Origin of the sequence: Burkholderia sp. JPY481 (genome assembly GCF_038900515.1) — a bacterium.
GTDB lineage: Bacteria > Pseudomonadota > Gammaproteobacteria > Burkholderiales > Burkholderiaceae > Paraburkholderia > Paraburkholderia youngii.
Map to the genome: position 1 here is coordinate 247,297 of NZ_JAYMRT010000004.1, position 12,287 is coordinate 259,583.

Annotated in this window: 8 protein-coding genes; 1 reads left to right on the forward strand and 7 read right to left on the reverse strand. The window is 65.0% G+C overall.

Going from position 1 to position 12,287, the window contains the following annotated elements; all coding sequences use genetic code 11:
- Positions 1-37 precede the first annotated feature (37 nt).
- Together VSR82_RS13130 and VSR82_RS13135 are read right to left on the reverse strand one after the other, a co-directional pair.
- The gene (locus VSR82_RS13130) at positions 38-3,205 is read right to left on the reverse strand and encodes a sensor domain-containing protein (protein ID WP_429460922.1); all 3,168 of its coding nucleotides are present in this window, start codon (positions 3,203-3,205) and stop codon (positions 38-40) included.
- Positions 3,206-3,427: 222 nt separating this feature from the next.
- Positions 3,428-3,904 carry a nitrate reductase associated protein gene (locus VSR82_RS13135; protein ID WP_013088389.1) on the reverse strand — a complete coding sequence of 159 codons (477 nt, stop codon included), beginning with the start codon at positions 3,902-3,904 and terminating at the stop codon, positions 3,428-3,430.
- A gap of 158 nt (positions 3,905-4,062) precedes the next feature.
- Here VSR82_RS13135 and fdhD point away from each other — a divergent pair, with 158 nt between their 5' ends.
- Positions 4,063-4,947, forward strand: coding sequence for a formate dehydrogenase accessory sulfurtransferase FdhD (gene fdhD / locus VSR82_RS13140; protein ID WP_429460924.1), 885 nt, complete (start codon positions 4,063-4,065; stop codon positions 4,945-4,947).
- Positions 4,948-5,015: 68 nt separating this feature from the next.
- On the opposite strand, the gene VSR82_RS13145 is transcribed toward fdhD, so the two are convergent.
- The 5 genes from VSR82_RS13145 to VSR82_RS13165 all read right to left on the reverse strand — a co-directional run bounded on the left by VSR82_RS13145 (position 5,016) and on the right by VSR82_RS13165 (position 12,179).
- Positions 5,016-5,786: an enoyl-CoA hydratase gene (locus tag VSR82_RS13145; protein WP_429460926.1), complete on the reverse strand. Its 771-nt coding sequence runs from the start codon at positions 5,784-5,786 to the stop codon at positions 5,016-5,018.
- Positions 5,787-5,903: 117 nt separating this feature from the next.
- The gene (locus tag VSR82_RS13150) at positions 5,904-7,103 is read right to left on the reverse strand and encodes an acetyl-CoA C-acyltransferase (RefSeq protein WP_368584486.1); all 1,200 of its coding nucleotides are present in this window, start codon (positions 7,101-7,103) and stop codon (positions 5,904-5,906) included.
- A gap of 31 nt (positions 7,104-7,134) precedes the next feature.
- Positions 7,135-9,570: a 3-hydroxyacyl-CoA dehydrogenase/enoyl-CoA hydratase family protein gene (locus VSR82_RS13155; RefSeq protein ID WP_429460928.1), complete on the reverse strand. Its 2,436-nt coding sequence runs from the start codon at positions 9,568-9,570 to the stop codon at positions 7,135-7,137.
- A gap of 123 nt (positions 9,571-9,693) precedes the next feature.
- Entirely contained in the window at positions 9,694-11,481 is a 1,788-nt protein-coding gene (locus VSR82_RS13160) for an acyl-CoA dehydrogenase C-terminal domain-containing protein (RefSeq protein WP_152854723.1), read from the reverse strand.
- A gap of 98 nt (positions 11,482-11,579) precedes the next feature.
- Entirely contained in the window at positions 11,580-12,179 is a 600-nt protein-coding gene (locus VSR82_RS13165; RefSeq protein ID WP_410848154.1) for a TetR/AcrR family transcriptional regulator, read from the reverse strand.
- Positions 12,180-12,287 lie beyond the last annotated feature (108 nt).

The following is a 12,287-nucleotide window of genomic DNA, read 5'->3' on the forward strand; positions in this document are numbered from 1 at the left end:
CACGCGGCGACCCTGGGCGCCGCGGGTCACGCCCCCTTCACGCCGGCTCCAGCTCCGGCACCAACCCGCCATGCAGCAGCTCGGAAATCCCCTCGGTCGATAGCGGCTTCGCGAAATAGAAGCCCTGCATCTCGTCGCACGCGCGTTCTTTCAGGAAGTTGAGTTGTGCGGACGTTTCGACGCCCTCGGCGATCACCTGCAGCTTCAGCGAATGCGCGAGCGCGATGATCGCCGACGTGATCGTCTCGTCGTCGCCCGACACGCCGATATCCGATACGAACGAGCGGTCGATCTTGAGGCGGTCCACCGGGAAACGTTTCAGATAGCTGAGGCTCGAATAGCCGGTGCCGAAGTCGTCTATCGCGAGACCGATGCCGAGCGCGTGCAGCTCGTTGAGCATCAACACCGCTTCTTCCGCGTTGCGCATGATCGTGCTCTCGGTCAGCTCGAGTTCGAGATACTTCGGTTCGAGCCCGGTCTCGGCGAGCACCTGCATCACGAGCTTCGCGATGTCGCGCTGCTGGAACACCCGCGCCGACAGATTCACCGACACGCGCGCGGGCGGCAAGCCCTGATCCTGCCACGCCTTGTTCTGCCGACATGCCTCGCGCAGCACCCACTCCGACAGCGGCCCGATCAGCCCGCTTTCCTCGGCGAGCGGAATGAACGACGACGGCGGCACGAGCCCGGCCTCCGGATCGCGCCAGCGCACCAGCGCCTCGATGCCGACGATCTGGCCGCTGACGATATCGACCTGCGGCTGATAGTGCAGCAGGAACTCGTTGTCGCGCAGCGCGCGGCGCAGGCGCCGTTCGAGATTCAGGCGCGCGCCCGCGCTCGCGTTCATCTCCGGCTGGTAGAACTGGAACGTGTTGCGGCCCATGTCCTTCGCGCGGTACATCGCGACGTCGGCCTTCTTCATCAGCGTTTCGGCGTCCTCGCCGTCTTGCGGGAACAGGCTCGCACCCATGCTGCAGCCGACGTACAGCTCCGTGCCGTCGAGCCACACGGGCTCGGCGATCGACGCGCGCACGCGCTCCATCCACGTGATCAGCGATTGCTCGTCGACGGTGTCGGTCATCACGATCACGAACTCGTCGCCGCCGTGGCGCGCGACCGTGTCGCTAGTGCGCGAGCAGCGCGCGAGCCGCTCGGCGACCACGCCGAGCAGCCGGTCGCCGACGCTATGACCGAGGCTGTCGTTGACGTTCTTGAAGCCGTCGAGATCGAGGAACACGACTGCCACGCCCGTGTGATGCCGCTGCGCGACGACGAGCGCATGTTCGAGCCGGTCGCGCAGCAGGTTGCGGTTCGGCAGCCGCGTGAGGCCGTCGTAGTTGGCCTGGTATTCGAGTTGTTCCTGATAGCGGATCAGCTCGGTGACGTCGTTGATCACGCCGATATGATGGGTGATCACGCCTTCCGCGTTCGGCACAGGCGCGATGAACAGCTGATTCCAGAACAGCGCGCCGTCCTTACGATAGTTGCGCACCACCGCGCTGACCTCGCGATTCGCCGCGAGCGCCTCGCGGATCAACGCGACGCCTTCCTGATCACGGTCGTCGCGCTGCAGCACGCGGCAGTCGTGACCGATCACCTCATCGAGATCGTAGCCGGTGATGCGCATGAACGCCGGATTCACGTATTCGATCAGATTGCCCGACGGCGACGGCGCGGTAATCAGGATCGCGTTGACACTCGCGTCGAGCGCACGGCTTTGCAGACGCAGCGCGAGATCGGCGCGCTTTTGCTCGGTGATGTCGGTGTACGAGCCGAGCACGCCGATCACCTGGCCGTCGCCGTCGGTGAACGGCAGCTTGCTCGTGACCCTCGTGCGATGCACGCCGTCGATCACGAAGTCGACCTCGAAGTTCATCTTCGGCACCCCGGTGCTCGCGACTTCTCGATCGTGCTCGTTCAGCAGGTCGGCGAACGCGCGCCACGGCAAATCGGTGTCGCTCTTGCCGATCACCTGCTCGGGATACGCGAGCCCCGCGTCGCGCGCGAACGCCATGTTGCAGCCCAGATAGCGCGAGTTCAGATCCTTCCAGAAGATCCGCTGCGGAATGTTGTCGATCACCGCTTCGAGCATCTGATTCGAGCGCAGCGCTTCGGCTTCGGCGTTGATCTGATCGGTCACGTCGTCCGCCAGCACGAACGACGCGTCGCGGCTCATGAAGCTGAGCGCGTGATACGACATGTTGACGCTGACGATCGTACCGTCCTTGCGCCGATGCCGCCAGATGCCTGCCATCGTGTGGCTCTGGCGCAAGTCCGCGCTGCGCGCCAGGTGCCTCTCGAGGCGCGCAACTTCGGAATTCGGGTGAATCGCGCGGATCGTCATACGCAGAAACTCGCTTTCCGTGTAGCCGTATTGCTCGATCGCGGCAGTGTTGACGGCGAGAAAGCGCAGCGTGTCGCGATCGAAGATGTACATCGGCACCCGGTGATCGTCGAACAGGCTGCGAAAACGCTCGTCGTTGCGCGCCAGCGCGCGGGCGCTGCGCAGCTTTTCACGCGCGCTGTTCTCGCGCACGCCGAACGTAAGCATCAGCAGCACGCTGCCGGAGAGCATCGTCACGAGCAGTACGAACATCGCGCGCTGGCTGTCGCTCGCCGATGCCGCGAGCGCGGCTTGCAACGAGCGGTTTTCCTCGCTGCGCAACGTGGCGAGCGCGGCTTCGACACGCTCTAGCGAGGCGGCAAGCTGCGGGTTGGACGGCGCGGAGTCGACGGATGCGTCGGGGGAGGCCGAGATCGGTGCTTCGGTCGATGCGGCGCCCGACGTCACGCTGGCCGCGCCGGGTAAGTCGCTCGCGTGGTTGCGCAGCGTCTCATCTAGATCGTGCTGCAGCGCGTGCCGCGCCGCGCTCAGGCTGGCGAGCGCCGCCGACATGGGCGGCTCGGTCGCGAGCTCGTCGCGCAATGCATCCTCGCGGCTCGCGAGTGTGCTCGTCATCGAAGCGGCCGCGTCCGGCGGGACCGGATCGCCCGATTCCTTCAGGCGGTGCACCGCGGCGAGCGCTTTACCGAGCGCGGCGTGATACGCATCGAGGTTCTGGCGCACGCTGGTCGAGCGCGCGAGGCGCGCATCGGCGTCTCGCTGCCCGCGAATCTGCGTGTACGCGACGAACGCGTTTGCACCGACCGCGACGACCACGACCGCAATATTGATCAGCAGTCGCTTCGACAAAAAAGGATTCATGGGTTCCGAACGTCAATCGTTCCGAGGGCGGGAGAGCGCGCTCGCTACCGGTGCGTCGGGCCGCATCGATGCAAATCTTTTACGCGCCAACCTTTGGATATCGGCAGCGATCGGAAGCGGGTTGAGGGTCGGCGTGAAAAAAATCTGAGGATTGGGGGGAGGTTGCGGAGCGCCCCGCTCCTGGCCGGCCGCGCCTAGCCGGCCGCACCTAGCCGGCCGCGCCTAGCCGGCCGCTCCAAACTCCTTCATCGCCGGGACGAAATCGTGGTTCGCCTCGGGCTTGCGCGACAGCTTCGCGAGCACGTAGCGCTTGAATGGATCGAGCTCCGCCCAGCGCGCGACGCTCGGCGCGGCGAGCCCCGCCAGCCCCGCCTGATGCGCGACGCCGTCGGGCACACTGTCGGTTTGCCGCCAGGCCGGCGACTCCTCCGGCGTGAACCACTCCGGTTCGATGTTCGCGTGCGTGCGCAGCATCTCGAACAGCGCGTGATCGAAGTTCGGTTCGATCTGCGTGTCCTCTTCGACCGGGAAACGCGCGAGCAGCTTGCGGTCTTCGAGCGGCAGTTGCTGCCACTGCGCGAGCGTGATGCGCAGCCCGAAACGGTCGAGATTGAAGCGCACCGACATCGGGATATAAGTGAAATTCTCCGAAGACGCGACTTCGAAGTCGAACAGAAGCGGTGCTTCGTTGAGTCCCATGTCAGTGCTCCTTGTCGGTGGCGGACAGCGTGCGGGCGTCGCTTGAGGTATTTTAGAACCTTATTCGCGCGACGGCGGCCCGCGCGGCGGCGGCCTTGAAGCATACGGCGAGCCGGGCGGGCACTTGAATGCGCGGCATGCTACAGGAGTGAAGCAGCTTGAACGGACAGGAAAACGGACGCGCAACCGAGGCGGCAAACGGGCAGCCCCACGACCTCGACAGCGACGAACAACCCGGCGCGGTGCAACTCGAGGTGCGCCGCCATCGCGGCACGTCGATCGAAACCGCCACCGATCACGTCGGCCAGGAGTGGCCGGTCGCGCTGGTGTTCAACGGCATCTCGCACGCGGTGATGATGTGCACGCCGCGCGATCTCGAAGCGTTCGCGGTCGGCTTCGCGATTTCCGAGGGGATCGTCGAGCGCGGCAGCGATATTCAGGACATCGAGGTCGAACTGCACGGGCATGGCGAACTGCCGCATGCCGAGGTGCGGTTGCAGGTCGTGCAACAGGCGTTCGCCGGTTTGAAGGAAAAGCGCCGCGCGCTCGCCGGGCGCACCGGCTGCGGCGTGTGCGGCATCGAAAGCATCGATCTGCTCGATCTGAAACCGCAGCGTGTAGCGGACACCGGTTTTCTGCAACGGCTCGCGGCCGATGCGATCGCGCGCGCCGCGCGCGCGCTGCCCGAGCACCAGGCGCTCACGCGTTTGACGGGCGGCCTGCACGCGGCCGCGTGGTGTGATGCGCAAGGCGCGATCCGCTATGCGTTCGAGGACGTCGGCCGCCACAACGCGCTCGACAAGCTGATCGGCCAGCTCGTGCTCGATCGCGCCGATACGCGCGACGGTTTCGTGTTTTTGTCGAGCCGCGCGAGCTACGAACTGGTGCGCAAGGCCGCGCGCGTCGACGTGCCGATGGTCGCGACGATCTCGGCGCCGTCGTCGCTCGCAATTGCGATTGCGCGCGAGGCGGGTGTGCGGCTCGTGAGCTTCTGCCGCGAAGGCAGCTACGTCGATTACGACACGTGGCAGCCGCGGGGTTGAGCGATCGAAGCGGCGCAGCGGCGACTCGCGGCTAACCCGCCACGAAGCAGGACTGCGCCGTACGTCCCTCAGTCGAACTGCCGGAAATCCGGCTTGCGCTTCTCGAAGAACGCCTTGAACGCCTCGCGCGCCTCAGGCGCGAGCAGCATCTTGCCGAAGTGCACGAATTCCTCGCTCATCTGCGTCTGCACTTCCTGTTGGCTCGCGCGTTTCATCAGGCTCTTCGTCACGCGCAATGACGACGCCGGCAGCGCTGCCAGCTTCGCAGCCTGCGACGCCGCGAACGCATCGACTTCGCCCGCCGGCAGCACGCGATTCACCAAGCCCATGCGGAGCGCTTCCGCCGCGTCGAACGCCTCGCCGAGCAGCAGTTTTTCCGCCGCCGCCTGATAGCCGGCTACGCGTTGCAGCAGCAAGCTCGACGCCGCCTCCGGGCACAGCCCGAGCTGCGTGAACGGCAGCGAAAAGCTCGCGGTGTCGGCCGCGTAGACCAGATCGCAATGCAGCAGCAGCGTCGTGCCGACGCCAACCGCCGGCCCCGCGACCGCCGCCACGAGCGGCTTCTCCGCCGCGCTGATCGCGCGCAGGAACTGGATCACCGGCGGGTTGCCGCTGACCTGCGGCGTCTTCATGAAGTCTTCGAGATCGTTGCCGGCGCTGAAAATGCCCGCGCTGCCGCGAATCAGGATCGCGCGCACCGACGTGTCGCCCTGCGCTTCTACGAGCGTGTCGGCCATCGTCTGATACATCGCGGCCGTGATCGCGTTTTTCCTGCCGGGCCGGTTGAAGCTGATGGTCAGCACCGCATCGGCGCGCTCGACCAGAATATCCGTCGTCATCCCGCTCATCTCCTTGTGCTCCTGCTGAATGTAAAAACGGTTCGCAAGCCGGGCGGCCTGCGAACCGTTGCACGGTCCTTAGTGGATCACCGAAGGATCCCCCGTTCGATCAGCGGCTCACAGACGCTCGATGATGCCCGCCGCGCCCATGCCGGTACCGACGCACATCGTCACCATGCCGTACTTGTAGTTGCGGCGGCGCAGGCCGTGCACCACGGTCGCCGCACGAATCGCGCCCGTCGCGCCGAGCGGATGGCCCAGTGCGATCGCGCCGCCGAGCGGGTTGATCTTCGACGCATCGAGGCCGAGGTCCTGAATCACCGCGAGCGACTGCGCGGCAAACGCCTCATTAAGCTCGATCCAGTCGAGGTCGTCCTGCTTCAGGCCGGCGGCCTTCAGCGCGGCCGGAATCGCTTCCTTCGGGCCGATGCCCATGATTTCCGGCGGCACGCCGCGCACCGCGAAGCTGACGAAGCGCGCGAGCGGCGTCAGGTTGAACTGCTTGAGGATCTTTTCCGACACGACGATCAGCGCACCCGCGCCGTCCGACGTCTGCGAGCTGTTGCCGGCCGTGACCGAGCCCTTGTTCGCGAACACCGCGCGCAGCTTCGCCAGGCCTTCCATCGACGTGTCCGCGCGCGGACCTTCGTCGAGCTTCACCTCGCGCGTTTTCACGCTGATCTCGCCGGTCGCGAGATCGGGCACGCGGTCGGTGATCGTGTACGCGGCGATTTCGTCGTTGAATTCGCCGGACCGTTGCGCCTCGATCGCGCGGCGGTGTGATTCGACCGAGAACGCGTCCTGCGCTTCGCGGCTGATCTTCCAGCGCTCGGCGACTTTCTCCGCGGTCAGGCCCATGCCGTATGCGATGCCGACGTCTTCGTTGCGATCGAAGATATGCGGCGACAGCGACGGCTTGTTGCCCATCATCGGCACCATGCTCATCGATTCGCAGCCGCCCGCGATCATCGCGTCCGCTTCGCCGACGCGGATGCGGTCCGCGGCCATCGCGAGCGCGGTCAGACCCGACGCGCAGAAGCGGTTCACCGTGACGCCGCCGACCGTGTTCGGCAGACCGGCGAGCAGCGCGCCGATCCGCGCGACGTTCAGGCCCTGCTCCGCTTCCGGAATCGCGCAGCCGACGATCGCGTCTTCGATCACGCCGGTGTCGAGTCCGGGCACCTGAGCGACGGCCGACTTGATCGCGTGAACCAGCAGTTCATCCGGGCGCGTGTTCCTGAACATGCCGCGCGGCGCCTTGCCGATCGGCGTGCGGCTCGCGGCGACGATATATGCGTCTTGCAATTGCTTTGCCATTTCGAGTTCCTCTGTCGGCGCAAGTCGCCGCTTAGTTGCGCACCGGCTTGCCGGTCTGCAGCATGCCCATGATCCGTTCCTGCGTCTTCTGCGTGCCGAGCAGCTCGACGAACGCACGACGCTCGAGTTGCAGCAGCCATTCTTCGTCGACGAGGCTGCCCGCTTCGACGTCGCCGCCGCACACCGCTTCCGCGATGCGGCTCGCGATCAGGAAGTCGTGATCGCTGATGAAGCGGCCGTCACGCATGTTGACGAGCGACGCCTTGATCGTCGAGATCGCCGAGCGGCCCGCGACCGGCACCTGCGTCGCGCGCAGCGGCGCACGATAGCCCGCAGCGGCAAGCGCGCGCGCTTCCTTCTTCGCGACGTCGAGCAGTTCGAACACGTTGAAGACGATCGTGTCGGACGGCTTCAGATAGCCCATCGCGCGAGCATCGAGCGCCGAGGACGAGACCTTCGCCATTGCCGCGTTCTCGAACGACTTCTGCAGGAACTTCAGCAGATCGTTGGTCGCGCCAACCTGGCTTGCCGCTTCCGCCGCGCGCAGTGCCGCTTCTTTCAGGCCGCCGCCCGCCGGCACCAGACCCACGCCGACTTCGACGAGACCCAGATAGCTCTCGATGTGCGCGACGCGCTTCGCGCTGTGCAGCGCGAGCTCGCAGCCGCCGCCGAGCGCGATACCCGAGATCGCCGCAACCACCGGCACGTTCGCGTACTTCACGCGCAGCATGCCCTGCTGGAAACTCTTCACGAACGGCTCGATGCCCTTCGCACCGCCCATCATGAACGCGGGCATCGCTTCCTCGAGGTTCGCGCCCGCCGAGAACGGACCGCCCGGCGTGCCGAGCTTCAGCGACGTGGGCTGCCACACGACGAGGCCCTTGTAGTCCTTCTCGGCCAGTTCGATCGCCCGCGTCAGACCTTCGATCACCGCCGGTCCGATCGTGTTCATCTTGCTCTTGAACGACACGATCAGCACGTCGTCCTCGCCCGCGCGATCGTCGACCCATGCGCGCACCGCATCGGTCTCGAACAGCGTCTTGCCGAAGGTCTTCGGATCGGCGCCGGTTTCGCCGACGAGCGGCGCACGGAACACCTGCTTCTTGTACACGTCGAGCGACGAGCGCGGCACGAAGCTCTGCGTGGCCGGCGACCACGAACCTTCAGCCGTGTGCACGCCGCCCTTGTCGGCGACCGCGCCTTCGAGCACCCACGAAGGCAGCGGCACGTTGGCGAGCGCCTTGCCTGCCGCGATGTCTTCCTGCACCCACTGGGCGACCTGCTTCCAGCCGGCCGTCTGCCAGCCTTCGAACGGACCTTCGTTCCAGCCGAAGCCCCAGCGGATCGCGAGGTCGACGTCGCGCGCGTTGTCGGCGATCGACTCCAGATGCACGGCGATGTAGTGATAGACGTCGCGGAAGATCGACCACAGGAACTGCGCCTGCGGATGCTGCGTTTCGCGCAACAGCTTCAGGCGCTCGGCAGCCGGACGCTTCAGGATGCGGCCGACGATTTCGTCCGCCTTGCCGCCGCCGTCGACGTAGTTGCCGGTCTTCGGATCGAGCACCTTGATCGCCTTGCCTTCCTTGCGGTAGAAGCCGGCGCCGCTCTTCTGGCCGAGCGCGCCTTTCTTCACCAGTTCAGCGAGCACGGCAGGCGTTTCGTAGACCGGCAAGAAGGGATCGTCCGGCAGCGTGTCCTGCATCGTCTTAATGACGTGCGCCATCGTGTCGAGACCGACCACGTCGGCGGTGCGGAACGTCGCCGACTTCGCGCGGCCGAGGCGCGCGCCGGTCAGGTCATCCACTTCGTCGAAACGCAGACCGAACTTCCCGGCTTCGGCGATAACCGCGAGGATCGAGAAAACGCCGACGCGATTGGCGATGAAGTTCGGCGTGTCCTTCGCGCGCACGACGCCTTTGCCGACCACGCTGGTCAGGAAGGTTTCGAGCTGATCGAGAATTTCCGGACGCGTCGTCGCGGTCGGGATCAGTTCGACCAGATGCATGTAGCGCGGCGGATTGAAGAAGTGCACGCCGCAGAAGCGCGCCTTCAGTTCGTCCGAGAAACCTTCGGACAACGCGGTGATCGACAGCCCCGACGTATTGGTCGCGAAGATCGCGTTCGGACCGATGTGCGGCGCGACCTTCTTGTACAGGTCGTGCTTCCAGTCCATGCGCTCCGCGATCGCTTCGATCACGACGTCGCACTCGGCGAGCTTTTCGATGTCGTCGTCGTAGTTCGCGGGCTGGATGTATTGCGCGTCGTCCTTCACGCCGAATGGCGCCGGCGACAGCTTCTTCAGATTCTCGATCGCCTTCAGCGCGATGCCGTTTTTCGGGCCTTCCTTGGCGGGCAGATCGAACAGCAGCACGGGCACCTTGGCGTTGATCAGGTGCGCGGCGATCTGCGCGCCCATCACGCCGGCGCCGAGTACGGCTACCTTGCGAATGATCAGATTGCTCACGTCGTTTCTCCGGAGAGTTGTGCGGTGGCGCGAAGCGTCAGCCATGCTTCGCGCGAGGTGTGTGGTCTGGAGCGAGGCAGCGCGGGTTCGCTGCGCGCCGGCGCCTCGCTCTCTCTGTGAGCGTTAGAACAACGCTTCTTCGACGTCCATCATCGGCTTCGAACCGGCCCGCGCCTGGCGGATCGTCATTGCCGTTTCGGGCAGCAGCTTCGCGAAGTAGAACCGAGCGGTCGCGAGCTTCGCCTTGTAGAACGGATCGCCGGATGCCTCTTTGTCCAGCGCGATACGCGCCATGCGCGCCCAGAAGTACGAGAACACCAGGTGGCCGACCGTGCGCAGATACGGCACGGCCGCGGCGCCGACTTCGTCCGGGTTCTGCATCGCCTTCATGCCGATTTCCATCGTCAGCTTCTGCACCTTCTCGCCGATGTCGGCGAGCGGGTTCACGAACTCCTGCATTTCCGGCTTGATGCCTTCGGCTTCGACGAACTCGGCGACGAGCTTGCCGAACTTTTTCAGCTTCGCGCCCATGTCGCCGAGCACCTTGCGGCCGAGCAGATCGAGCGACTGGATGCCGTTGGTACCTTCGTAGATCATGTTGATGCGCGCGTCGCGCACGTACTGCTCCATGCCCCATTCGGCGATGAAGCCGTGGCCGCCGTAGATCTGCATCGCGTGATTGGTGCCTTCGAACGCGTTGTCCGACAGGAACGCCTTCAGGATCGGCGTGAGCAGCGCGACGAGGTCGGCGGCTTCCTTGCGCTCGGCTTCGTCGGCGTGCGACAGCTCCTTGTCGATCTGCAGCGCCGACCAGTACGAGAACGCGCGGCCGGCTTCGGCGTAGGCCTTCTGCGTGAGCAGCATGCGACGCACGTCCGGATGCACGATGATCGGATCGGCGGCCTTCTCCGGTGCCTTCGGGCCCGTCAGCGAACGCATCTGCAGACGCTCTTTCGCGTACGTGAGCGAGTTCTGATACGCGACTTCGGTGAGGCCGAGGCTCTGCATGCCGACGCCGAGACGCGCGGCATTCATCATCACGAACATTGCATTCAGGCCTTTGTTCGGCTCGCCGACCATCCAGCCCTTCGCGTTGTCGAGATTGATCACGCAGGTCGCGTTGCCGTGAATGCCCATCTTGTGCTCGATCGAGCCGCACTTCACGCCATTGCGCTCGCCGGGCTCGCCCGCTTCGTTCGGCACGAACTTCGGCACGATGAACAGCGAAATGCCCTTGGTGCCCTTCGGCGCATCCGGCAGACGCGCGAGCACGAGGTGAACGATGTTCTCCGCCAGATCGTGTTCACCGCTCGAGATGAAAATCTTGGTGCCGCTGATCGAGTACGAGCCGTCGCCGTTCGGCTCGGCCTTGGTGCGCAGAATGCCGAGGTCGGTGCCGCAATGCGGCTCGGTCAGACACATCGTGCCGGTCCAGACGCCCGCGACGAGCTTCGGCAGATAGCGCTGCTGCAGTTCCGGCGTGCCATGCGCGTGCAGGCATTCGTACGCGCCGTGCGACAGGCCCGGATACATCGTCCACGCCTGATTCGCCGAGTTCAGCATTTCATAGAGCGCGTTGTTGACGAACGCGGGCAGCCCCTGACCGCCGTATTCCGGGTCGCAGCCAAGCGCCGGCCAGCCGGCTTCGACGTATTGTTGATAGGCTTCCTTGAAGCCCTTTGGCGTGGTCACGACGCCGTCGCCGGCATACGTGCAGCCTTCCTGATCGCCGCTGTGGTTGAGCGGGAACAGCACCTCGGAGCAGAACTTGCCGGCTTCCTCGAGCACCGCGTTGATCGTGTCGGCGTCGAGATCGGCGTGCTTCGGCATGTGCCGAAGTTCGGCTTCGACGTTGAGCAGTTCGTGCAACACGAATTGCATGTCGCGCAGCGGCGCGGCGTACTGTCCCATGACTTCCTCTCCCTAGATTGACAAAAAGCCAGGCCGTTGGCCGGGTCCGTGTACGGACCTTGTGCGCCGCGCGTTTCCGGTAAGTTCCGGCGACGCCGCTAACGGCTTTCGCTCTGATACGAATTAATCAGTTTTTCGAGCGCGGCCCACGTGAGACGCACCGCATCCGGCAAATGCAGGAAGCGCGCGTCATGATGCAGGCCGAGCGTGACGCTATACAGTTCGAACAGCATCAGCTCCGGATCGGTATCGGCACGCAGATGCCCTTCTTCCATCGCTTGCGAAATCGCGCGCGTGAGCGCCGCGCGCCACGTCGTCACGCTCGACACCAGTTGCTCGCGCACCTGGCTGTCCGCGCGATCGTCGTATTCGACGGCGCCGCTGATGTAAATGCATCCGGTCGTGACTTCCTGAATGCGCTTCTCGAACCAGCGGGAAATCATCGCGCGCAAGCGCGGCAGACCACGCGGCTCGCGCAGGCTCGGGAAAAACACCTCGTCTTCGAAACGGCGGTGATATTCGCGCACGACCTCGACCTGCAGATCCTCGCGCGACCCGAAATGCGCGAACACGCCGCTTTTGCTCATCTGCATGCGCTCGGCCAGCAGGCCAATCGTCAGACCTTCCAGTCCGTCTCGGCTTGCCAGATCGAGTGCTGCGTCGAGAATCGCGGCTCGGGTTTGTTCGCCTTTTCGCATAGCTGTTCTACCGTTCCAATGTGACCGAATTGAAAATCGAACGGCCGTACTATTATTGAGTGCTTGCCGTCCGCGAAACAAGGACTTTATTAGAAACCGGTTTCTAAC